24 protein-coding genes are annotated in these 22,912 nt (G+C 69.0%); 15 read left to right on the top strand and 9 right to left on the bottom strand.

The window, feature by feature from the left end; genetic code table 11:
* Positions 1 to 196 precede the first annotated feature (196 nt).
* Positions 197 to 1,240, top strand: a complete 1,044-nt coding sequence (locus NF4_RS27705) for an alpha/beta fold hydrolase (RefSeq protein WP_063130338.1) — start codon at positions 197 to 199, stop codon at positions 1,238 to 1,240.
* A gap of 6 nt (positions 1,241 to 1,246) precedes the next feature.
* Here NF4_RS27705 and purU read toward each other — a convergent pair whose 3' ends face one another.
* Entirely contained in the window at positions 1,247 to 2,137 is an 891-nt protein-coding gene (purU, locus tag NF4_RS27700) for a formyltetrahydrofolate deformylase (RefSeq protein WP_063130337.1), read from the bottom strand.
* Between the two features lie 102 nt (positions 2,138 to 2,239).
* The gene (locus tag NF4_RS27695) at positions 2,240 to 2,785 is read right to left on the bottom strand and encodes a GNAT family N-acetyltransferase (RefSeq protein WP_063130341.1); all 546 of its coding nucleotides are present in this window, start codon (positions 2,783 to 2,785) and stop codon (positions 2,240 to 2,242) included.
* Positions 2,786 to 2,877: 92 nt separating this feature from the next.
* Between NF4_RS27695 and deoC the strand changes: the two genes are divergently transcribed.
* Positions 2,878 to 3,546, top strand: coding sequence for a deoxyribose-phosphate aldolase (deoC, locus tag NF4_RS27690; protein ID WP_063130336.1), 669 nt, complete (start codon positions 2,878 to 2,880; stop codon positions 3,544 to 3,546).
* Between the two features lie 13 nt (positions 3,547 to 3,559).
* Here deoC and NF4_RS27685 read toward each other — a convergent pair whose 3' ends face one another.
* The 4 genes from NF4_RS27685 to NF4_RS27670 form a co-directional block, all read right to left on the bottom strand.
* Positions 3,560 to 4,282: an LmeA family phospholipid-binding protein gene (locus NF4_RS27685; protein WP_063130335.1), complete on the bottom strand. Its 723-nt coding sequence runs from the start codon at positions 4,280 to 4,282 to the stop codon at positions 3,560 to 3,562.
* Between the two features lie 108 nt (positions 4,283 to 4,390).
* Entirely contained in the window at positions 4,391 to 5,179 is a 789-nt protein-coding gene (locus NF4_RS27680) for a hypothetical protein (RefSeq protein ID WP_063130334.1), read from the bottom strand.
* Positions 5,180 to 5,695: a DUF2505 domain-containing protein gene (locus tag NF4_RS27675; protein ID WP_063060300.1), complete on the bottom strand. Its 516-nt coding sequence runs from the start codon at positions 5,693 to 5,695 to the stop codon at positions 5,180 to 5,182. It abuts the gene before it with no gap.
* Positions 5,696 to 5,784: 89 nt separating this feature from the next.
* Positions 5,785 to 6,273, bottom strand: a complete 489-nt coding sequence (locus NF4_RS27670; RefSeq protein ID WP_063130333.1) for a DUF2505 domain-containing protein — start codon at positions 6,271 to 6,273, stop codon at positions 5,785 to 5,787.
* 66 nt (positions 6,274 to 6,339) lie between these two features.
* On the opposite strand from NF4_RS27670, the gene NF4_RS27665 reads away from it, so the two are divergent.
* A complete protein-coding gene (locus tag NF4_RS27665) occupies positions 6,340 to 7,404 on the top strand; it encodes a UDP-N-acetylmuramate dehydrogenase (RefSeq protein WP_063130332.1) in 1,065 nt (354 codons plus the stop codon).
* Between the two features lie 39 nt (positions 7,405 to 7,443).
* Here the strand turns inward: NF4_RS27665 and NF4_RS27660 are convergent, their stop codons facing one another.
* The gene (locus NF4_RS27660; protein WP_063130331.1) at positions 7,444 to 8,178 is read right to left on the bottom strand and encodes an SDR family NAD(P)-dependent oxidoreductase; all 735 of its coding nucleotides are present in this window, start codon (positions 8,176 to 8,178) and stop codon (positions 7,444 to 7,446) included.
* A gap of 23 nt (positions 8,179 to 8,201) precedes the next feature.
* On the opposite strand from NF4_RS27660, the gene NF4_RS27655 reads away from it, so the two are divergent.
* The 9 genes from NF4_RS27655 (at position 8,202) to NF4_RS27615 (ending at position 17,815) form a co-directional block, all read left to right on the top strand.
* Positions 8,202 to 9,035 carry an alpha/beta fold hydrolase gene (locus NF4_RS27655; protein ID WP_063130330.1) on the top strand — a complete coding sequence of 278 codons (834 nt, stop codon included), beginning with the start codon at positions 8,202 to 8,204 and terminating at the stop codon, positions 9,033 to 9,035.
* A gap of 155 nt (positions 9,036 to 9,190) precedes the next feature.
* A complete protein-coding gene (gene mshA, locus NF4_RS27650; RefSeq protein ID WP_063130329.1) occupies positions 9,191 to 10,531 on the top strand; it encodes a D-inositol-3-phosphate glycosyltransferase in 1,341 nt (446 codons plus the stop codon).
* A complete protein-coding gene (locus NF4_RS27645) occupies positions 10,528 to 11,031 on the top strand; it encodes a type III secretion system chaperone family protein (protein WP_063130340.1) in 504 nt (167 codons plus the stop codon). The genes mshA and NF4_RS27645 overlap by 4 nt, the downstream gene beginning before the upstream one ends.
* A gap of 117 nt (positions 11,032 to 11,148) precedes the next feature.
* A complete protein-coding gene (locus tag NF4_RS27640) occupies positions 11,149 to 11,571 on the top strand; it encodes a TIGR03618 family F420-dependent PPOX class oxidoreductase (protein WP_063130328.1) in 423 nt (140 codons plus the stop codon).
* Positions 11,572 to 11,667: 96 nt separating this feature from the next.
* Entirely contained in the window at positions 11,668 to 12,564 is an 897-nt protein-coding gene (locus NF4_RS27635) for an ROK family protein (protein WP_157120644.1), read from the top strand.
* A 71-nt stretch (positions 12,565 to 12,635) separates the two neighbouring features.
* Positions 12,636 to 13,373, top strand: a complete 738-nt coding sequence (locus NF4_RS27630) for a phosphoglyceromutase (protein WP_063130339.1) — start codon at positions 12,636 to 12,638, stop codon at positions 13,371 to 13,373.
* Between the two features lie 246 nt (positions 13,374 to 13,619).
* Positions 13,620 to 15,671 (top strand): CocE/NonD family hydrolase, encoded by a 2,052-nt coding sequence (locus NF4_RS27625; protein WP_063130326.1) that lies wholly within the window; start codon positions 13,620 to 13,622, stop codon positions 15,669 to 15,671.
* A gap of 222 nt (positions 15,672 to 15,893) precedes the next feature.
* Positions 15,894 to 17,129, top strand: coding sequence for a sensor histidine kinase (locus tag NF4_RS27620; protein ID WP_063130325.1), 1,236 nt, complete (start codon positions 15,894 to 15,896; stop codon positions 17,127 to 17,129).
* On the top strand, positions 17,126 to 17,815 hold the full coding sequence (locus NF4_RS27615) for a response regulator (RefSeq protein ID WP_039826973.1): 690 nt from the start codon (positions 17,126 to 17,128) through the stop codon (positions 17,813 to 17,815). Before NF4_RS27620 ends, NF4_RS27615 begins: the two co-directional genes overlap by 4 nt.
* A gap of 9 nt (positions 17,816 to 17,824) precedes the next feature.
* Here the strand turns inward: NF4_RS27615 and NF4_RS27610 are convergent, their stop codons facing one another.
* Positions 17,825 to 18,178 carry a hypothetical protein gene (locus NF4_RS27610; RefSeq protein WP_063130324.1) on the bottom strand — a complete coding sequence of 118 codons (354 nt, stop codon included), beginning with the start codon at positions 18,176 to 18,178 and terminating at the stop codon, positions 17,825 to 17,827.
* Positions 18,179 to 18,190: 12 nt separating this feature from the next.
* Positions 18,191 to 19,048 carry a DUF3109 family protein gene (locus NF4_RS27605; protein ID WP_063814731.1) on the bottom strand — a complete coding sequence of 286 codons (858 nt, stop codon included), beginning with the start codon at positions 19,046 to 19,048 and terminating at the stop codon, positions 18,191 to 18,193.
* A 128-nt stretch (positions 19,049 to 19,176) separates the two neighbouring features.
* On the opposite strand from NF4_RS27605, the gene NF4_RS27600 reads away from it, so the two are divergent.
* Genes NF4_RS27600 through NF4_RS27590 form a run of 3 tightly spaced genes read left to right on the top strand, consistent with a single transcriptional unit; the run spans position 19,177 to position 22,873 of the window.
* Positions 19,177 to 20,205, top strand: coding sequence for a Ppx/GppA family phosphatase (locus NF4_RS27600; RefSeq protein ID WP_063130322.1), 1,029 nt, complete (start codon positions 19,177 to 19,179; stop codon positions 20,203 to 20,205).
* Positions 20,202 to 21,935: an Rv0497 family membrane protein gene (locus NF4_RS38840; RefSeq protein ID WP_063130321.1), complete on the top strand. Its 1,734-nt coding sequence runs from the start codon at positions 20,202 to 20,204 to the stop codon at positions 21,933 to 21,935. The genes NF4_RS27600 and NF4_RS38840 overlap by 4 nt, the downstream gene beginning before the upstream one ends.
* An 11-nt stretch (positions 21,936 to 21,946) precedes the next feature.
* Positions 21,947 to 22,873, top strand: a complete 927-nt coding sequence (locus tag NF4_RS27590) for a sugar phosphate isomerase/epimerase family protein (RefSeq protein WP_063130320.1) — start codon at positions 21,947 to 21,949, stop codon at positions 22,871 to 22,873.
* Positions 22,874 to 22,912: the final 39 nt, after the last annotated feature.

The raw sequence follows: 22,912 nt of genomic DNA, 5'->3' as shown, positions 1-22,912 counted from the left end.
CCCTCGCCTTTACGACAGGGTCCGCGCCGGACCCCATAGGCTCCGGCTCTCCGGCCGGTGTCTATGACCTGTACCGAGAAATCGCGTATCGGTCCCGGTCGACCGGCGAGATTCTGTCGAACCGCAGCTTGCATGCTGGCGTGGGCCGCCTCCAGGCGTTACTGTGTCAATCGGTAACACAAAGGAGTGTGTCTTGATGCGTGCAACGATGCCGAAGGCCCTCACCGCCCTCGCCCGACAGGTCGAGGGGCTGTTCGAGGTGCACCGTGCGGGCCTGCGCACCCGCGGCGGATACCATAATCCCGCGTTGAATCCGCCGAGCGCCGAGCACCGGGTCATCGATGTGCGTGCCGAGGACAGCGCCCGTCTCCGCGTGCACGCGTACGGGCCGGACGACGCCCAGCCGGTGGTGCTGATCCACGGCTGGACCTGCTGCCTCGAATACTGGAACCCGCAGATCAACGCATTCGCCGGGCGATACAAGGTGATCGCCTTCGACCTGCGCGGGCACGGCGAGAGCGAATTCGGCGAACCGGACCAGCTGGACTGTCATCTGCTCGCCGACGATCTCTGCGCGGTACTCGACGCGGTGCTGCGGCCGGGTCAGCGGGCGGTGCTCGTCGGGCACAGCCTCGGCGCGATGACCGTGCAGGCCTGGGCCGGGAAGTATCCGCAGCGGGTGGTCGACCAGGCCGCGGCGGTCCTGCTGGCCAATACCGGACCGCATTCACTGGTCGCCGAGACCACGGTGGTGCCGTTCTTCAACCGGCCGCTGCCGCTGCTGAACCGGGTGGTGCCGCTGCCGGCCTGGCTCGGTCGCAACGGACTCGGTGCCCGCATCGTCTTCCCACCGGTGGCCCTGGTGCGGTGGATCTTCGCCCGGCAGATCATGAGCCTGGCCGCAGACCGGGAAGCGATCGATTTCGGGATGAACATCGTGCGCTCGTGCCGGTCGCGGATCCGCTCGGAGTTCGGGCTGCTGCTCGCGGAGATGGACCTCGGAGACGCGGCCCGCCACCTGGTGGTGCCGACCACGGTGGTGGCGGGCACGGCGGACGATATGACCCCGGCGGTGCACGCCGAACAGATCGCCGCGTGGCTCCGGGAGACCGGCAGTCTCGTCCAGTTCGTCCTGCTGCCCACCGGACACCTGGGCAATGTGGAGGCGATCGACCGGTTCAACGCGATCCTCGATCAGGTCCTGACCTCGGTGCGCGAACCGGCCGAAGCCGCCGGCTGAGCCGCCTCAGGAGAACACGACGGTGCGGCGTCCGTGGACCAGCACCCGGCTCTCCAGATGCCAGCGCAGGCCGCGGGCCAGCACGACCCGTTCGATATCGCGGCCCTCGCGAACCATATCGGTCACGCTGTCGGCATGATCGACGCGAATGACGTCCTGTTCGATGATCGGGCCCGCGTCCAGTTCGGCGGTCACGTAGTGGCAGGTCGCCCCGATGAGTTTGACGCCGCGGACGAATGCCTGGTGGTACGGGCGGGCGCCGACGAACGACGGCAGGAAACTGTGATGGATATTGATGGCTCGGCCCGCCCAGTGTTCGCACAGTCGCTCCGGGAGGACCTGCATGAACCGGGCCAGCACGACCGCGTCGGGGGAATGCGAGTCCACCAGTTCGCGGACCCGTTCGAAGGCCGGTCCGCGTTCGGACGGATCCCTCGGGAACGGCACATGGTGGAACGGGATGCCGTGCGCCTCGGTGATCGCCGCGAGATCGAGATGATTGCCGATAACGGCCTCGATGGTGGCCGGAAGTTCCCCCGAGGTGGCGCGGCCGAGCAGGTCGTGCAGGCAGTGCCCCTCCTTGCTCACCAGCAGCACCGCGCGGCGGCGCACACCCGAATCGTGGACCTGCCATTCGGTCTCCGGGCCGAGATCGGCGGCGACCCGTTCGAATCGGCTGCGCAGTTCTTCCACTCCGAACGGCACGGTCGAGGCCTTGATGGACTGTCTGGTGAAGAACCAGCCGGTCTCCAGGTCGGAGTGGTAGCCGGCCTCCACGATGGAGCCCCCGAATTCGGCGATGAACGAGGTGATGGCGGCGATGATGCCGGGGCGGTCGGGACAGCCCAGGGTGAGTACGTATTGCCGGCCGTCGGGGGTGGCAGCTGCGGAAACCATGAGGTCATCCTGACAGGGGGCCCATCGGCCGAACAGCGCGACTCCGCGGTTGCGGCCGGCCGGAACGCGCGGCGGCCGGCCGGCCGGGACGGGCAGGCGTGGTTACAGCTCGTAGAAGGGTTCGGCGTAATGGAATTCGCCGACTATCTGGGAGTCGTAGGCGCTCAACGGCCGGATCTGGAAGTGGCTCGCCCATTCGGGCCGGTCGGGGGCCAGGCCCAGCCGCTCGGCCGGCTGGAAGCCGAACCGGGGGTAGTAGTCGAGGCTGCCGAGCAGGCCGACGAGCGGTTCGTCCAAGGCGTCGGCGGCGCCGAGCACGGCGTGCATCAGCGCCGAGCCCACGCCGCGGCTCTGCAGGTCGGGGCGGACCCCGAGGGGGCCCAGTGCCAGGACAGGGAACGGCCCCACGGTCGCCCGGGTGACGCAAACATGCCCGACCACGGCCTCGCGCTCGATCGCGACCATGGACAGGGTGGGGATCCACCCCGGGTCGGTGCGCAGCCGGGCGAGTAGCGCGACCTCGGGTGGCGCCTCGACCAGAGCGGTACCGGCCGCGGGACCACCCGCCGCATAGTGCGGGGCGAAAGCGCTACGGTGCACGGCTGCTACAGCGTCGGCGTCGACGGCTCGTTCGCGGCGGATCAGCAACATCGTCCTCTCGTCGGAAGGCGATACGAGTGTGCGCGAGGAGCCCGAGGCGCGCAACGGAATTCGCCCGCGGTGTGCCAGACTTTCGTTCCATGGCCGATTCCAAGTCGCTGACCAGGTCCGAGGTGGCCGCAATGATCGACCACACGCTGCTCGCCCCGGAGGCGACGAGCGCGGATGTTACCGCCGCGGTGGCCGAGGCCCGGGAACTCGGCGTGTACGCGGTGTGCGTTTCGCCGTCCGTGCTGCCGATACAGGCTCCTGGCCTGGTGGTGGCGACCGTTGCGGGATTTCCCTCCGGAAAACATCATTCGCTGGTGAAAGGGGCGGAGGCCCGGCTCGCGGTGGATCAGGGGGCGGGCGAGGTCGATATGGTCATCGATATCGGCGCGGCGGTCGCGGGCGATTTCGATGCGATACTCGCCGATATCATCGTGGTGCGCGAGGCGATCTCGGAGCGCGCGGCGCTGAAGGTGATCATCGAATCCGCCGCGCTGTCCGACGAGGCGATCGTCGAGGTGTGCCGGACGGCCGAACAGGCGGGCGCCGATTTCGTGAAGACCTCCACCGGTTTTCATCCCGCCGGCGGCGCCGATACCCGGGCGGTGCGGTTGATGGCCGAAACCGTCGGTGGGCGGCTGGGAATCAAGGCGAGCGGGGGTATCCGCACCGCCGAAGCGGCCGCCGAGTTGATCGCCGCGGGCGCCACCCGGCTGGGGCTCTCCCGATCCCGGGCCGTGCTCGACGGGTTCCCCGGGTGACGGTCCGCGCCGCTCAGCAGCTCGCATTGCCTTCGGCGGCGGGCAGTTCGGTCGGGCCGCCCTGCAGGTCCACCTGGATACCGTCGGCGGTGACCCGCAGTTCGGTCGGCTGCAGGCCCATCGGGTAGGTCTGCAGGCTCTCGGTCATCAGGTCCACCACGCCCTGGGCCAGGTCGTCGGGTACTCCGATACCGAGGAACTGCGCCTGGGCCACGTCGATATCGACTTTGCCGTCCTGGATCCGCGGGGTGAGCTGCATGGCCCCGAATCCGCCGAGCACCTTCATGGTGAGTTGCCCGGTGTCGGGATCGGACTGCACATCGCTGACCAGACCCTGAAGCGTCTGGGAGATCCCGGAGTTGCTCCAGCTGACGTCGGCGTTCGAACTCCCGACCGAGCTGCCGCTATTGCTCCCCTCGGCCATCTCGATATCGTGGAATTGGGCATGGACCTGCATATCGACGGCGGGGCCGAATTCGTCGCCTTTACTGTCGACATCCAGCCGCGAGACCTTCCCGTCCAACCAGGTGATGAGGAGGGGTTTCGCGCCGAAGCCGACATCGATCTGCGATCCCATCTCTTTCTCGAACTGCGAACTGATACAGCTCGCGATCCGGTGTCGCGCATAGGCCTCGCCGCCGATCAGCGCCGCCACCACGAGCACGATCACGGTGAGTACGGCGATCACGACGGTCCGGCGGCCGACCTTCGGTGCAGGCAGGGACTTGGTGGACATGGTTGAGATTCTTCACGATGATTCTGTGCCGGCTCTGTGGACCGGTTATGGGCTGTGGGTGAAGGTTGCGACGTCAGCGTGGATTCAGGCTCCAGTTTGTGATATGGATCACAAATTATCTTCCGCCTGTCCGGCGGGCGCGGCCACCGGCCACGGAACGCTCAGCACATTGTCGCGCAGTCGGCGGCGGAAATCGTGCACCGGGAAACCCTGCGCCCGCAGCAGGTCCGCCGCCGCGCGCCAGCGCACCCGTGGTCCGAAGACGGCCAGCGGCGCCGTGTGCGCCCACGCCCGGTCGGCCGCGCCGAGCAGGGTGTGCACCCGTTCACCGGGCACATTGCGGTGGATCAGCGCTTTGGGGAGACGTTCCGCGAGATCGGAGGGACGTTCGACGGTGAACGGATCCCACGCGAGGGTCAGGGTGCGCGGGCCCGAACGGTCCAGCACCACCCAGGCGCACCGGCGGCCGAGTTCGTCACAGGTCCCCTCGACCAGGAGACCGCCCGGAGCCAGACCGGCCAGCACGGTCTCCCACGCTTGCGCGACCGCGGACTCCGGATACTGGCGCAGCACATTGAAGGCACGGACCAGGACCGGCCGCAGGCCGGCCAGTTCGAACCCGCCTCTGGCGAAAACGACGCCGTCGCGGGCGGGGACGACCCGGGCGGGATCGATCTCCAGTCCGACCACCCGCACATCAGGACGAACCGTACGCAACCGTGCGGCCAGTTCCAGCGTCGTCCACGGCTGCGCCCCGTAACCGAGATCCACCACCAGCGGATCGGCGGCCCCTCGCAGCACCTCGGCGATCCGCGGATCGCCGATCAGCTGACGGTCACTGCGGCGGAGCCGATTGGTCGCGGTCGTACCCCGGGTGACGGTACCGAGCGGAACCACTCAGCCGGCCGGTTTTTGCTCGTCCAGCCATTTCTGGGTCACTTCGGCCTCGGCGCGGAACAGATCCACCAGGTTCACCAGCATGAGCTGTTCGAGCCGTGGCCCGACCATCGGAATGAACACCTTCGCCTCCGAGGACATCCGCATGGTGCACCCGGTGTCGGTGGGGAACAGGCGGGTGGTGCCGGTGAGGCTGCCGGGCCCGGCCGGGATGGACGCCGAATACCTGCCCTCGACCTCGGGCCCGAACGGTCCGAAGCTCTCCTTGCGGGTGATGACCATATCCTTGCGCATCACCGACTGCGCGATCTCCGGCAGCGTCTCGCGCGGCAGGATGTGGTGCAGCACCACCTCGATACCGTCCTCGTTCGCCTCGAGACTGATGACCTCGTTCGGCGAGTACTTCCGCATCTCGACCATCCGGGCCTCCCAATAGTCCCGGTTGGTCAGCGCCGCGTACAGCTCTTTGGTGGTGTGCAGCGGATAGCGGGCGGAGTAGTCCAGTCGGCGAGCCATGCGCGGTAGGTTACCGTCCGGATTCTCCGGTTCCGTGGGAGGCCGGGCTGCCCCGCTCGCGCGGAACGGCGGAAGCGGACTGCGGGCCGCTACGGCTGTCCGGCGATCCAGGTATTGGTGAACTCGGTCTCCTCGGTGAGCAGCTGGGTGAGCCGTTCCCCGATGGCCTCCTCGATCTTGCGGCCGAACAGCGGAACCTTGACTTCGATCGTGCCGGAGATCTCGGCGACCGCGCCGGTGGGCTCGTCGGTGGCGGTGATGGCACCGCGGACCTCCGCCGGAGCGCCCTCGACCCGCGCTTCGAAACTCCCGGTGGTACCGGTCCACACTTCGGTGCGGGGGATGATCAGATCGCCGGGACGTACAGCGGTGATGGCCGGCGGCAGGAGGTCTGCGGGGATGGACTGGACGACCTCGACCCGCACCTGCTCACCCTCGACCGACAGCGAGACGAACTGGGCGTCGGGCCCGCCCACCGCGGCGATCCGGTCCTTCCAGTACTGCTCACTGCAGAATGCTTCGCGCACCGCCGCGACCGGATGAGAGTAGCGAGCCGTATACGCCAGCGCTGTAGCCATGACCGAACACGCTACCGTCTGGTCGTGCGAACTTCTCGGGCTGTCCCTGCGGACGAACTGCGGCAGATGCTGGCCGGAACGGGCGCGCTCGTGCGGTCCGCGGTACCGCTGGCGGAGCTGACCACACTGCGCGTCGGCGGCCCGGCCACGGTCGCCGACTGCGCCACCACCGAGTCGCTGGTGGCGACCGTGCGGGCGCTGGACGCCGCCGAGGTGCCGGTGCTGCTGGTCGCCGGCGGTTCGAACCTGCTGGTCTCCGACGACGATGTGGCGTCGGTAGTGGTCCGTATCGCTACCGAAGGAGTCGAATTCGGGGTCGGCAGTGTGACGGCGGAAGCCGGCGCGAACTGGGACGGTGTGGTCGCCGCGAGCGTACGGGCCGGGTTCGGCGGGCTGGAGTGCCTGTCCGGGATTCCGGGATCGGCCGGGGCCACTCCCGTGCAAAATGTAGGCGCCTACGGCGTCGAGGTCGATCGGTTGCTGCGCCGGGTGCGGTTACTGGACCGGGCCACCGGGGAGATCGACTGGGTGACCCCGGACACTCTGGCCTTCGGCTACCGGACCAGCCGGTTGAAACACAGCGATGCGGCGGTAGTGCTGGCGGTGGAGTTCACGCTGCACCCCGACGGTACGAGCGCGCCCCTGCGCTACCGGGAACTCGCGCAGCGACTGGGCGCCGCGGAAGGGGAGACCCGGCCCGCTGCCGCCGTCCGCGAAACCGTGCTCGGGCTGCGGGCGGGCAAAGGGATGGTCCTCGATCCCGCCGACCACGACACCTGGAGCGCCGGATCGTTCTTCACCAACCCGGTGGTGCCCGACGCCGAGGTGGACCGGGTCCTGGCCGCCATCCGCGACCGGCTCGGCGATGTGCCGGTGCCCACCTATCCGGGAGTGGGCGGGGTGAAGTTCTCCGCGGGCTGGCTGATCGAACGCGCCGGCTTCGCCAAGGGCTTCCCGGGACCGGACGCGCCCGCGCGGCTGTCCACCAAACACACCCTCGCATTGACCAACCGCGGTGACGCCACGACCGCCGATATCGTCGCCCTCGCCCGCACGGTCCGCGACGGGGTGGCCGAGGGGTTCGGGGTCGTTCTGGTACCGGAACCGGTCACGGTGGGGGTGGAGCTGTAGCGGCGTCGCGATGGCCGGCACCGCGGATTGCCGAGCGCGTCAGGCGCGGCGGGCGAAGCGGCCCGGGTCGGCCTGGTCGCGGGGTTTGACGATGATCTGGTCCAGGTTCACGTGCGGGGGGCGACTCGCGGCGAAGGCCACGATCTCGGCGATGTCCTGGGCGACCAGCGGGTCTATGCCCTGGTAGACCGTGGCCGCGCGGTCGGTGTCGCCGCCGAAGCGGACCAGGGAGAATTCGGTCTCCACCGCGCCGGGGGCGATCTCGGTGAGCCGGACCGGCTGCCCGAGGAGTTCACCGCGCAGCGTCCGGTGCAGGACGGCCTGGGCGTGCTTGGCCGAGGTGTAGCCGGAACCGTTGTCGTAGGCGTGGAAGGCGGCGACCGAGGTGATGGTGACGATGAGGCCGTCACCGGAGGCGATCAGCTTCGGCAGCAGCGCCTTGGTCATCCGCAGGGTGCCGAGGACGTTGGTCTCCCACATCCAGCGCCAGTCGTCGAGGTCGGCTTCGGCGACCGTGGCCAGGCCCTTGGCGCCGCCGGCATTGTTGACCAGGACGTTCGCGGTCTCGATCGCGTCGGTGAAGACGCGGACCGATTCGTCGGAGGTGACATCGAGTTCCAGCGCGGTACCGCCGATCTCGTCGGCCAGCTCCCGCAGCCGGTCGACCCGGCGGGCACCCACGTACACGTGGTACCCCTGCTTCGCGAGTTCCCGGGCGGTGGCTTCGCCGATACCCGAGCTGGCCCCGGTGACAACAGCGGTGCGAGTGCTCATGGCCCCGATCCTATGATGCGCTCATGGCTATACGGGAAGCGCGCAGTGCGGACGGGACCGGCATCGTCTATCGGACAGCCGGGCCCGCGCAGGCACAGCCGCTGGTGCTGGTGCACGGCTGGTCGGCGGATCTGCGCTGCTGGGGGCGGGTGTTCGACGATCTCGCCGGCGATTTCCGGGTCGTGGCCGTCGATCTGCGGGGGCACGGGTATTCGGAGGCCCCCGTCTCGGGTTACGACGATTCGAAGAACTGGGCCGCCGATATCGCCGCGGTCCTGGCCGCGGAGTCGATCGAATCGGATGCGCTGCTGCTGGGGTGGTCCTACGGCGGGATCGTGATCAGCGACTATCTCGCCGAGTACGGCACCGGTGCGGTCGCGGGGGTCGTCTACACCGGAGCGATGGCCAATATCGGTCGCGGGGTGCCGGGCGCGGAGGTCGGGGAGTCTATGCAGCAGGCGATCCCCGGGGTGTTCGAGGAGAGCCCGGGCCGGGCGGTGCGCGGTTTCTCCGCGTTCGGGAACGCCAACACCGGGCCGGGTGGGGACAAGGGGCCGGACGCGCAGCGGCTGTTCGGCGCGAGCCTGGCGACACCGCCGTTCGTGCGCAAGGCCCTGTTCTACCGGTCGGTGGACAATACGGAGACCCTGCGCGCCCTCGATGTCCCCGTGCTGGTGCTGCACGGTTCGGCGGATCCGGTGGTGCCGGTGGCCGACGGCCGCTATATCGCCGAGACCGCGCCGTTGGGCCGGGCCTCCATCTGGGAGGGCGCGCAGCACGGGCTGTTCATCGAGGATCCGGCGCGCTTCTCGAACGAGGTCCGGAAGTTCGCCGCGGACTGCGCCGAGAAGTCCTGATCGTCCGTGACGGGCGCTTTTGCCGGTCTGTCCGGCTCGGTTCCCCGTTCCGGCCACGGCACGCCGCGGCTCGCGGAGAGGTCCGAACCCGCCAGGTGTGATCACTTTCACGACCGGGGAAGGACGGGCCGGGCTGCCGCGTTGCACCGTGCAGTATGGACATCGTGAGTCAACGCCCGGACCGACGGCCGAACCGTATCGCCGTACTGACGGTGCACACCTCACCACTGGCACAGCCCGGTACGGGCGATGCGGGCGGGATGAACGTCTACGTCCTCCAGACAGCTGTGCAGCTGGCCCGGCGGGGGACCGAGGTCGAGATCTTCACCCGGGCCACCTCCTCCGATCTGCCGCCGGTGCAGGAAGCCGCGCCGGGGGTGCTGGTGCGCAATGTGGTCGCCGGGCCCTTCGAAGGCCTGGACAAACACGATCTGCCGACCCAGCTGTGCCCGTTCACCGCCGAGGTGCTGCGGCAGGAAGCCCGGCACCTACCCGGCTATTACGACCTGGTGCATTCGCACTATTGGCTGTCCGGGCAGGTGGGTTGGCTCGCCCGGGACCGGTGGCGGGTCCCGCTCGTACACACCGCGCATACGCTGGCCGCGGTGAAGAACGCCGCCCTCGCCGAGGGCGATTCCCCTGAACCGGCCACCCGGGAGATCGGGGAGAAACAGGTCATCGCCGAGGCCGACAGGCTTACCGCCAATACCGGGCGGGAAGCGCGTGACCTGGTGGAACTGTACGGGGCGCTGCCCGACCGGATAGATATCGTGCCGCCCGGGGCGGATCTGACGCGCTACCGTCCGGGCGATCGGGCGGCGGCCCGCGCCGAGCTCGGCTTGGCCGGGCACGAGGAGATCGTGGCCTTCGTGGGCCGGATCCAGCCGTTGAAGGCCCCTGATGTGCTGGTGCGGGCGGTCGCCGAGGCGCTGCGGCGGCGGCCGGGCCGGCCGCTGCGCGCCCTGATCGTCGGGGGTCCTTCGGGCACAGGTCTGGAGCGCCCGGACGCGCTCATCGAACTGGCCGCCGAACTCGGGATCGCCGACCATGTCACCTTCCTACCGCCGCAGCCGCCCGACCGGCTGGTGCAGGTGTATCGGGCCGCCGACCTGGTCGCGGTGCCGAGCTACAACGAATCCTTCGGGCTCGTCGCGCTGGAGGCGCAGGCGAGCGGGACCCCGGTACTGGCGGCCGCGGTCGGCGGGCTGGGCACCGCGGTCCGGCACGAGCACAGCGGGTTGCTGGTGGCCGGGCACCGCACCCCCGATTGGGCCGGTGCCCTGGAGTACCTGCTCGACGACGCGGGGCGATTGCGGACGCTGGGTGCGCAGGCCGTATCGCACGCGGCGGCTTTCTCCTGGGCCAATACGGCCGAGAAGCTGCTGGACAGCTACACCGCCGCGCTGACCGGTCCCGGCCACACTCCCGCTATCCTCGGCGAGAGCCAGGCCAGATCGCGGGCGCTGTGGCGGCGCCGGACGGGAGTGCGCAGATGAGCGAGACATCGGCCACCGCGCGGGTCATCGAGGAAACACTGCGGGACCGCGAGATCGAATACACCCACCCCGGTGACGATGTGTTCGTCGCCGTACTGCCGGGTGAGCGGAAACTGAAGACGAATGTGATGCTGACGGTCGGGGCGCACGGGGTGCGTTTCGAATCGTTCGTATGCCGCAAGCCGGACGAGAATTTCGAAGGCGTCTACAAGTACCTGCTGCGGCGCAACCGGCGGCTCTACGGTGTCGCGTACACCATCGACAAATTGGGCGATATCTATCTGGTGGGCCGGGCGGCCTCACACGCGGTCACGGCCGAGGAACTGGACCGGGTCTTCGGCCAGATCCTCGAGGCGGTGGACGGGGATTTCAATACGCTGCTCGAGCTCGGTTTCGCCGAATCCATTCGCAAGGAATGGAAGTGGCGGGTTTCCCGCGGCGAATCGCTGCAGAATCTACGCGCCTTCGAGCATCTGGTCGATTCCACCGATTCCAACTGATTCCGTGGTCGGCGCCGGTCGATGAGGCCGAAGTTGCTGCACCGCGCTTATTCGGCGGAGCCGCTGGTCGCGCCCTGAGCCGGGAATGAACCGGCCGGGTGCGCGGTAGAAGAACACATGAGACTCGACGATTCCGCTCGTGCGTTCATCGGCGCCGGCGCCGACGCGACGCTGGTCACCCTGAATCCGGATGGAAGTCCGCAGGTCAGCGTGGTGTGGGTGGCGCTGCAAGAAGGTCCGGACGGTGACGAACTGGTCGCCGCGCACCTGAGCGAACACCGCAAGGTCCGTAATGTGCGCCGTGATCCCCGGGTGGCGGTCACCATCCTGGCGGCGGAGAAAGGTGAGGGCATGCGGCCGTTCCTCGCGGTCACCGGGACGGCGCGCATTGTCGAGGGCGGGGCCCCGGAGCTGTTGACCGAACTCGCGAAAACGCGACTGGGTCCCGGCGCGGCCTTCCCACCACCGGACGCCCCGCCCGGCTTCCTCACCCGGATCCGGATCGACAAGGTGAGCGGTATCGGTCCCTGGGCTTCCTGATCGCCGACCGCGTACGCACCGTCGCCGCGGAACCGTCGAACCCGGTCGCGGATGAGTGACAATCACTGTCTGCGGATCGGATCTTCGGGAGGCACGGTGGCGGTTCTGGCACTGGATATCGGGGCGACGAAATTCGCCGCCGGACTGGTGGACCGTGCGGGCCGCGTCGATTCGGTGCGGCGAGTGCCGGTGCCGGCCGAGGGGGTGTGGCAGGCGTGCGCCGGACTGCTCCGCGCGGTCGCGGCCGGTGCCGCGGTGACGGCGGTCGGGATCGGATCGGCGGGCCCGGTGGACGTCCCGGCCGGCATCACGCGCGCACTCAATATTCCCGAGTGGCGCGACGGGTTCGCGGTCGTCGCGGCGGTGGCGGGGCTGTTTCCCGGCGCCACGGTGCGTTTCGCCCTCGACGGTGCGTGTCTGGCTCTGGCGGAACAGCATTCGGGTGCCCTGCGCGGACTGCGGAACGGGCTGGCGATGACCGTATCGTCGGGGATCGGCGGCGGCATCCTGGTCGACGGCCGGGTATCGGTCGGGCGCACCGGCAATGCCGGGCATATCGGTCATCTCGTGGTGCCCGGGTGGGATGTGCCGTGCGCGTGCGGCGGTTCCGGTTGCCTGGAAGCCGTGGCGAGCGGAATGTCGTCGGCGCGGTGGGCGCGGGAACAGGGCTGGACCGGCGAGACCGGCGCGGAACTCGCGCGTGACGCCCGGGCCGGCGACGCGATCGCGCGGGCCGCGCTGGCGCGGGCCGGCACCGCGCTGGGGACGGCGATCGGCTCCGCGGCCGCGCTGCTCGATGTGGACACGGTCGTGGTCGGTGGCGGTTTCGCGGAGTCGGGGGAACTGCTGTGGGCGCCGCTGCGCGCCGCGGCCGCCCGGCACGCGGGGCTGGATTTCATCCGGGGCCTCCGGGTGGAACCGTCCCGCCTCGCGGAGGGTGCGACGCTGCACGGCGCCGCCGTACTCGCGGCCGGTTTGTCCGGGTCCGCCTAGCAGGTGGTGGGCCGATGGCGGGCCCCGAGGGGTACGCACAGCCGGTACCGGGCCATGGCAGGATGGCCCGCATGACGAACACCCTCGTTTTGCTGCGCCACGGCGAGAGCGAATGGAATGCCCTGAACCTGTTCACCGGCTGGGTGGACGTGCATCTCACCGACAAGGGTGTCGCCGAGGGTAAACGGGCCGGTGAACTGCTGGCCGAGCACGGCATCCTGCCCGATATCGTCTACACCTCGCTGCTGCGCCGCGCGATCTCGACCGCGAACATCGCCCTGGACGCCGCCGAACGGCACTGGATTCCGGTGGTGCGGGACTGGCGCCTCAACGAACGCCACTACGGCGCGCTCCAGGGGAAGAACAAGGCCCAGATCCGCGACGAGTACGGCGAGGATCAGTTCATGCTGTGGCGGCGCAGCTACGACACGCCGCCGCCGCCGATCGAACTCGACGACGAGTACAGCCAGGCGGACGATCCGCGCTATGCCGATATCGAGGTACCGCGCACCGAATGCCTGCTCGATGTGGTGAACCGGATGGTCCCGTACTGGGAGTCGACCATTTCGCGAGAACTGCGCGGTGGAAAGACCGTGCTGGTCGCGGCGCACGGTAATTCGTTGCGTGCCCTGGTCAAACATCTCGATGGAATCTCCGACGAGGATATCGCCGAACTGAATATTCCCACCGGTATTCCGCTGCGCTACGAATTGGACGACGACCTGCGTCCGGTGCGGCCCCGGGAATATCTGGATCCGGAAGCCGCCGCCGCCGGCGCGGCCGCCGTCGCGAGCCAGGGCGGCAGGTAGTCCGATCGACAGCGCCGCGACCCGAATCGGGTTGCGGCGCTTTTTCGTACGCGGGCCGGCGCTACCGGGAATCGCCGGATGCTGTGACCGGAACCCGAAAACATCGATTGTCTTTGTGGCATAACACGACCCGGCGCGGAATTGTCGGGAAAGGCCTGTTGCCGGCCCGGTCGATTCTCATTACCCGCCGGTAATGCTGTGTAAGCTCTCGAACGCCCGATCAGTCCGAGAGATGGATCACGACCGATGAAGTTTGTGATACGAGCCACTGTGGCCATGGCCGCCACGGTGCTACTGGCGCCGCTGCTCGGCGGCAGTGCCGGTGCCGCGCCGGCGGTCTCCGGTCCCGACGGGGGAGCGGCGGGGGCGCAGTGGGCCGCCACCCACGACGGACCGCAGCAGTATCCCGGTATCAACATCACCTGGGATGTGCCGATCACCATGAGCGACGGCACAGTCCTGAAGGCGAATGTGTACCGCCCCGCCGACGCGGCCTCCCGGCCGATCGACACTCGGATGCCCGTACTCGTCAATATGACGCCCTATACGAAACTGGTGTCCAATCTGGTCGACCATACGGGCTCGGTACCCGGGCTGTCCGATGCGCTGGCGCAGTTGGCCCGCGATATCGATATGACCGGCACTCCGCTGTCCGGGCTGACCGATCTGACCAAGGCGCTCGGCGGCGGGGCCATGCGCAATTTCGCCGTCGATCGCCAGCTGGTGAAGAGCGGTTACGTCCAGGTGGTGGTGGACGTCCGCGGGACCGGGTTCTCCCAGGGCGTCTGGGATATGTTGCGGCAGCGCGAACAGGCCGACACGGTGGAGGTCATCGACTGGGCCGCGCGACAGCAGTGGTCGGACGGACAGGTCGGCATGACCGGCATGTCGTATTCCGGGATCAACCAGTTGCAGGCCGCCGAGAAACATCCGGCCGCGCTGAAGGCCCTGTTCCCCGTCGTGCCCGGCAGCGATCTGGCACAGGATGTGCTCATGCCCGGCGGCGGTTTCGGCTTCGCCTTCATTCCGCTGTGGATGTCGCTGATCAACGCGACCAAATGGGTACCGGATGTCCAATCGATGGTGAACGGCACCTTCGACCAGCAGTGGTTGCGGGACCGGCTGTCCTCGCCGTTCACCTACCTGGACGTATTCCTCAACGCCTACACCACGCCGCGGGTGGAGAATCTCGATCCGCGCCTGCAGGAGATGATCCGGGGCGACAGTCCCGACCGGCAGGCCTGGCTGGGCGATCCGGCGCAGATCGACGTCCCCACCTTCGTGACCGGGGGCTGGCACGACCTGTTCACCTATTCCGAGTCCCAGATCTACAACGCCATGCCGGTGCCGCCGGGTCAGAAGCAGCTGCTCATGGGCGACACTTATCACATCAACTCGGGAAGTGAATCGGGCAAACCCGGGTTGCCGCCGCGCCTGGACGTCCTGCAGCGTGCCTGGTTCGACAAATGGCTGAAAGGCATCGACAACGGTATCGATCAGTACGGTCCGGTCACTCTGCGGCAGCAGGGCGCCGGCTGGGTGACCAGGGACGGCTTCGGCGTGAGCGCACCGGCGGATCAGGCGGCCGAGTACCGGCGGATGTATCTCTCGGCGGCGCCCAGCGGTACCGGCGGGCACAGCGTGTACGACGGTTCGCTGGGGGCGGTCGCCGACAGCTCCGCCCGGTTGACGGTCGCGCCCGGACTCACCGGACTGTGCTCCAACGACAGCGGCCAGGCGACCGCGGGGGTGGTCGCGGTGATCAATGCCTGTGGCGCGGACTCCCGGATCCAGGAGTCGAACGGGTTGACCTTCACCAGTACGCCGGTGACCGAAGCGGTCGAGATCTCCGGGCCGATCGCCGTGCACCTGCAGACGGTGCAGGACGCGGCCGACGGCTACTGGTCGGTGACGGTCAACGATGTGGCGCCCGACGGGCAGTCGCGGGTGTTGTCCTCGGGCCAGCTGATGGCTTCGCTGCGGGAGATCGACGATTCCCTGAGCAGCCGGTCGGCCAACGGCGATTACACCGACCCCCGGCCGTACGTCACGATCGAGAACCGGCGGCTCACGGTGCCCGGGGAGGTGACCACACTCGATATCGCGGTGCCCGCGATCGAGGCGAAGCTGGAACCCGGGCATCGGCTGCGGGTGGACGTCTACGCCGGCAACGCGCCCAAGGGAGTGCCGCCGCTGCCGATGCTCCTCGATACCGGGCTGAAGCCGCAGCATGTGCAGCTCGACCCGAATCGGCCGAGCTTCGTGAACCTGCCGGTGCGTGGTAACCCCGGTTGGTGAGCGGCCGCCGGCCCCGCCTTCGACACGAACCCCGTTGTGTCCCAGACGCAATGGGGTTCGTCGGCATTTCCGGGCCGGGAACACGCCCGGGAAGATCGAAACCTGTTCCCTGCCGAACAACGCGTAAACGCCCGGCGAACGATGACGTAATCGCCCGTGACCTGCGCGAAACTTCACCGACCCCGGGTTTGTTTACGCGTCGTCGACCGTACGATTCTTGATGTGAGCGTTCCCCAGGCCGTACTGCTGGCAGTCCTGGCGGCTGTTGTCGGACTGGCCGTCGGTGGACTCGTCATCCCCTACATGAACGCTCGGCAGGCACAGCGCCGGCAAGCCGACTCCGGTCTCACGATGTCGCAGGTTCTCGATCTGATCGTGCTGGCCTCGGAAAGCGGTATCGCCGTGGTGGACGAGTACCGCGATGTCGTACTGGTCAATCCGCGCGCCGAAGAACTCGGCCTGGTGCGCAACCGGCTGCTCGACGAGCGGGCGTGGGCGGCGGTGGAGAAGGTCCTGGCGACCGGTGAAACGGCGGAGTTCGACCTCACGGCCGATAAACCGACACCCGGCCGGGGCCGGATCGCGGTCCGCGGCCTCGCGCGGCCGCTGTCCCCGGAGGAGACCAGCTTCACGGTGCTCTTCGCCGACGACGATTCCGAGCAGGCCCGGATGGAGGCGACCCGCCGCGATTTCGTCGCCAATGTGAGCCATGAGCTCAAGACCCCCGTGGGGGCGATGAGTCTGCTGGCCGAGGCTCTGCTGGAGACCGCGGACGATCCCGACGCGGTCCGGCATTTCGGTCAGCGCGTGCTGGCCGAATCCAGCCGCCTCGGGAAGATGGTCACCGAACTGATCGCGCTGTCGCGGCTCCAAGGGGCCGAGAAACTCCCCGAACTCGAGGTCGTCGACGTCGACACGGTGGTCAACCAGGCGGTGGACCGGTCGCGGACCGCGGCCGAGGCCGCCGGAATCACGGTCAGCACCGACCGGCCCAGCGGGCTCGAGGTGCTCGGCGACGAGACGCTGCTGATCACCGCGCTCTCGAATCTGGTCGAGAACGCCATCGCCTACTCGCCGCGCGGCTCCCATGTATCGGTGAGCCGGTCGGTCCGCGGCTCCTACGTGGCGATGGCCGTGACCGACCGCGGCATCGGTATCGCCAAGGACGATCAGGAGCGGGTCTTCGAACGCTTCTTCCGTTCCGACAAGGCGCGCTCCCGCGCGACCGGCGGTACCGGACTCGGCCTGGCTATCGTGAAACACGTGGCCGCCAACCACAACGGTGAGATCACCCTGTGGAGCAAACTCGGCACCGGCTCGACATTCACGCTGCGCATACCCGCGCATCAGGAGGCCGACGGCACTGCCGCCGCCGGTCCGCCCGTGCTGACCAAAAGAGAAACCAGCCCGCGCCCCTCGGGTCCGGGCCGAACGAACGGTGTGGAGGCACGCAGATGACCAGTGTGTTGATCGTCGAGGACGAGGAGTCGCTGGCCGATCCACTCGCCTTCCTGCTGCGCAAGGAAGGTTTCGAGGTCACGGTCGTGGGAGACGGTCCCTCGGCGCTCGCCGAATTCGATCGCTCCGGTGCCGATATCGTCCTGCTCGACCTGATGCTGCCCGGGATGAGCGGCACCGACGTCTGCAAACAGCTGCGTACCCGCAGCGGGGTGCCGGTCATCATGGTGACCGCCCGCGACAGCGAGATCGACAAAGTGGTGGGGCTCGAACTCGGGGCCGACGACTACGTCACCAAGCCCTACTCGGCGCGGGAGCTGATCGCCCGGATCCGGGCCGTGCTGCGCCGCGGCGCCGGTGACGAACTGGACTCGGGCAGCGAGAACGGTGTCCTGGAGGCGGGTCCGGTACGGATGGACGTGGACCGGCACACGGTGCTGGTGAACGGCAAACCGGTGACGCTGCCGCTGAAAGAATTCGACCTGCTCGAATATCTGCTCCGCAATTCGGGCCGGGTGCTGACCCGCGGCCAGCTCATCGACCGGGTGTGGGGCGCGGACTATGTCGGCGACACCAAAACCCTCGATGTGCACGTGAAACGGCTGCGGTCGAAGATCGAGGCCGATCCGGCCCGGCCCGAACACCTGGTTACCGTGCGCGGGCTGGGATACAAACTCGAGGCCTGACCGCGCGGTTCAGGGGAAATAGATCCAGACCTCGCCCACCGGCGTATCGCTACGGTGCAGCGGAGCCCAGCCCAGGCCGTCCTCTTGGGCGCAGTCGTGGAACGGCACCGCTGCCCCGTCGCCGCGGCAGACGATACTGCGCCGGGTGCCGTGCGGGCTGAGTACGAGATGTCTGCCCGCGTCCCGGGCCGCCAGCGCGTTCGGATCACCGAGTGGGACGAACTCGGCGGTCCGCTCGGTGAACTGCTGCGGGTCGGCCGCGGGCCGGGCGCCTGCGCTGCCGGCCGCCGCCGCGCAGGCGAGGCCGATGATCATCAGCGCCGCCGTACCGGCCGGCCATCGCGCCCAGAGGCTCCGCGCCATGCTGTGCTCCCGTTATCGCAGGTCGAGTCCGAGTATTCGAGTGGGGCGTACCGCCCGGCCGTTTTCCTTGGCCCGAGCCTTGCGCCGCGCCCGGGTGGTCGCGGGATGCTCCGCGCCGACCCCGGACCCCGGACGGCTCTGCAACTGCCGTTCGAGTTCTCGGTAGGCGGGCTCGCCGATCAGTTCGATCAGTTCGGCGCGGTAGGTCTGCCAGACCGGCCGTTCCCCGATATGGGCATCGGGCGACCCGGAACAGTACCAGTCCAGATCCACCCCGCCCGGGCCCCAGCCGCGCCGGTCGTACTCGGTGATGACGGTCCGCAGGATCTGCACACCGTCGGGCCGGTCCACCCATTCCTGGGTTCGGCGGATGGGTAGCTGCCAGCACACATCCGGTTTCACGGTATGTGGTTCCAGGCCCCGGCGCCCGGCCATGACATGCAGGGCGCACCCCGGGCCGCCGGCGAAATCCGGCCGGTTCTGGAAGATGCAGGCCCCGTCGACCCGGCGGGTACGCTCGGCGGGCTCACCGTCGAGCTCGTCGGTTTCCAGATAGGTCTTGCGGCTGATCTTGCCGTGTTCGTCGCGCGCCTCGTCCATCAGCTGCCAGTCCTCGGCGGTCAGCATCTTCACCGCCCGGCGCAGCCGTTTGCGATCGTCGGAGTCGGACAGGAACGCGCCGTGTGTGCAGCACCCCGCGTCCGGCATATCGGCCAGGATGCCCTGGCAGGCGGGGGTGCCGAACACGCAGGTCCAATGAGAGGTCAGCCAGGTGAGATCGGCCGCGATCAGATGTTCGTCGTCGGCGGGGTCGACGAACTCGAGCCACTCGCGCGGGAAGTCGAGTGGTACTTCCCGGCTCGGTCGCATCTTCGGCATCGGAAGATCGGTCGGAGCGGGGACGGAGTCGTTCGCGGCAGCGTCTGACGTCACAACCCTCAACGCTAACACCACAACCGGGTCGCCTGGTGTTCAGGTACACCAAGTAACGTGTCCGTGTGCGTCTAGGTGTCCTCGATGTCGGAAGCAACACCGTTCACCTGCTGGTGGTGGACGCGCATCGGGGTGGCCATCCCATGCCGATGAGCTCCACGAAGGAGTCGTTGCGGCTGTCGGAGAACATGGACGACCGGGGCCGGATCACCGCGGCCGGTGCCCAGAAACTGGTCGATACGGTGGCCGATCTGGCGAATCTCGCCGCCACGTCGGGATGCGCGGAACTGATGGCGTTCGCGACCTCCGCGGTACGCGAGGCCACCAACTCCGAGGAGGTCCTGGGCCGGGTGCGCGCGGAGACCGGGGTGGACCTGCGGGTGCTGGCCGGGGTGGACGAGGCCCGGCTGACCTTCCTGGCGGTACGCCGCTGGTACGGCTGGAGCGCGGGCCGGATCATCAACCTCGATATCGGCGGCGGCTCCCTCGAGGTGAGCAGCGGCGTGGACGAGGAACCGGAGGTGGCGCTGTCGCTGCAGCTGGGGGCCGGCCGGCTGACCCGCAAATGGTTACCGGAGGATCCGCCGAGCAAACGGCGCATCGGCATCCTCCGCGATTGGCTCGCCGCCGAGATGGTGGATCCGGCCAAACAGCTCGCCGAAGCGGGTAAGCCCGATCTGGCGGTGGGCACCTCCAAAACCTTCCGTTCGCTGGCCCGGCTCACCGGCGCGGCACCTTCGGGCGCCGGTCCCCGGGTCCGCCGGACACTGACCGGTTCGAGCCTGCGCCAGCTGATCGCGTTCATCTCCCGGATGACCGCCGCCGATCGTGCCGAACTGGAAGGCGTCAGCGCCGACCGGTCCCAGCAATTGGTAGCGGGAGCGCTCGTGGCCGAGGCCGCCATGCGCGCGCTTTCCCTGGATACGCTGGAAATTTGTCCGTGGGCGCTGCGCGAAGGGCTGATCCTGCGCAAACTGGATACCGATATGGATGGTGGACCACTGACAACGAACACGCCGAACGCGGCCGCCGGAAACGGTTCGACACCCGGCGCTGCGACGTCGGCGGGCCCGATCGAAACGGTGCCTTCATGAGCAGGAACTCCAATCAACTGTCGGTAGCCGAACTGCTGGCCCGCAACGGCGCGCAGCCGGCCTCCGGCGGCGGCCGGCGACGGCGCGGCGGGCGCGGGCTCTCGGTCGACGACCTGTCCGGTGATATACCGGTCGTCGAACGCAACGGCTCGGCCCATGCGGCTCCCGACGAGGCCGACGAGGAGTACTCCGCCGCCGAGGTGGGCGATCCGGCCGGCAACGGCTTCGATGCGCAGGGTTATGGGGGCGAGCAGGTTTCGTATGCCGCTCCGGATCCGAACAACTCGCCGATGTCGGGCCCGATCACCGTCTACAACCCGCTGGAGCCGTATGCGCCGGGCCCCGCTGCGGACGGCGCCCCCGCGCGGCTGGGTGATCCGGCCCCCTACGCGAGCGACCGGGAGCAGTTCCCGTCCGCGGAGGAGGCCCCGCGCCGTGGCGGTCGCCGGCGCCGCGCGGAACCGGACGACGATTTCGCCGCTTTCGCGGACGACCCGGGCGTCGGGGCCCAGCCGAATCAGTCCTGGGAGACCGGTCCGCCGACGCCCGGCGGCGGGCGGGCCGCGCGCCGGCGCGCCGCGGAAGCCGCCGAAGCCGCGGCCGCGGCGGAGCCCGTCGCGCCCGCCGAGCCGGAGGCTCCCGCGGATTACGGTCTTCCACCCGGCCCCGGTGATTTCGGCCGGTCGCCCGCTCCGGACTTCGGCGGGCCGGACCCCGGCCCGCCCTGGCCGGGGCAGGGCTTCGACGGCCCGCCTCGGCTGGGGCCGCCCGGTGCCGCCCCGCCGACCGAGGCGTGGCCGGCGCCGGAACCGCCGGCCGGCGATCCGCGGCCCAAGCTGGAGCGCCGCCGTCGCGGGGCGCGGCCGCTGCCGGAGCCCGCTCCGTTTCCGGAATCGTCCGACCAGCCGAACGGGGACCAGACCACCGTCGTATGGTCGCCGGCCGAGCAGGGCATGCGGTTGCGCGCCGGACTGCAGGGGCTGGAGACGCCGCCGCACGACGCGCCCGACTTCGGTGGCCCGGGTGCCCGCAACGGCCGGTCGGCCGGGCCGATGCTCCCGCCGCCCGGCCCGGACCAGGGTTTCGGCCCCGGCCAGCGCTTCGGCACCGATCCGGGTTTCGCCCCCGATCCGGGTTATGGTCCCGATCAGGGTTTCGGCTCCGACCCCCGATTCGACCCGGACCCCGGCTTCGCGAAGACGGATATCTTCGCCACCGATGTACACGGTCCCATGCGTCCGCTTTCCCCCACCTCGGGCGAGCAATACGAAACAGGTGAATTCGAACCGGATTTCGATCCGGACGCCGACGATTACGACGACCCCGAGGACACCGCCGGTGAGAACCGCCTGGGCCGTGCTCGTTCGGCGCTGAGCGGAAAATTCGGTGCCGCCGGGGACAAATTCGCCGCGACCAAGGCGAAATTCGGGGCAGGAGCGCGGCGCACGGACCGCGAGACCACCGAGGATCCACGAAAACAATGGATCGTGCTCGGCGCGCAGAGTGTGGGCGCGGCGATCGGCGGGATGCTGGCGTTCAAGGGTTTCGAGATGCTGTGGGAGGGACAGCCGCTCGTCGCGCTCGCGCTGGCGGTCGTGGTGATCCTGGGTCTGGTCGCGCTGGTGCGGATCCTGCGGCGCGGCGACGATATGTTCAGTACCGTGATCGCTGTGGTCGTCGGTGTGTTCGTCACACTGGGTCCGCTGGCATTTCTACTCAGTACGGGCTGAGCGAGGCAGCAATGGCACGCAATTCCCCCGCGGGCGGCCCACGGGACGACGGGCAGCGCCGCGGTATCAAGGTGGGGCTGTCGACGGCTTCGGTCTATCCGCAGAACACCGAGGCCGCCTTCCGCTATGCGGCCGAACTGGGTTACGACGGTGTCGAATTGATGGTCTGGGCCGAACCGGCCAGCCAGAGCATCACCACCGTGCGCGGTTACGCGCGCAAATACTCGGTGCCGGTACTCGCGGTGCACGCGCCCTGTCTGCTCATCTCGCAGCGTGTCTGGGGCGCCGACCCGGTGGCGAAACTGGAACGCAGTGTGCGCACGGCCGAGGCCCTGGGCGCCGATACCGTGGTGGTGCATCCCCCGTTCCGCTGGCAACGCCGCTATTCCGAAGGCTTCGCCGACCAGGTGAGCGAACTCGAAGAGGGCAGTTCGGTGGCCGTCGCGGTCGAGAACATGTTCCCCATGCGGGCCGACCGGCTCTTCGCCCGCCGCGCCCGCGATATCCAACGTCTGGAACGCCGTGGCGGCCCCGGTCTGTCACTCACCGCGTTCAGCCCCGGCTACGATCCCACCGAGATCGGATTCCGCCACTACACCCTCGACCTGTCGCATACCGCCACCGCCGGCACCGACCCGCTGGCACTGGTCGCGCGAATGGGCCGGGGCCTGAGCCATCTGCATCTGGCCGACGGCCGCGGCGCCGCCCACGACGAACATCTGGTTCCCGGCGCGGGAACCCAGCCGTGCGCGGCGGTGTGCGCCATGCTGGTCCGCAACGGGTTCACCGGCCACGCCGTGGCCGAGATCAACACCCAGGACGCCCGCACGACCGCGGCCCGCGCGGACATGCTGGACCGCACGCTCGCGTTCGCGCGGACCCACCTGAATCCGGCGCTCAGCTCCCACCCCGGTCCCAGCCCGATCGAGAGCCGTTGATCTGTGTTTGTTTGCGCGCCTGCGGCGCGCGGGTCGGGG

It is taken from the genome of Nocardia fusca NBRC 14340, from assembly GCF_001618425.1.
GTDB lineage: Bacteria > Actinomycetota > Actinomycetes > Mycobacteriales > Mycobacteriaceae > Nocardia > Nocardia fusca.
Note: the sequence above shows the minus strand (reverse complement) of the source record. Positions and strands in the feature narration are given on the sequence as shown.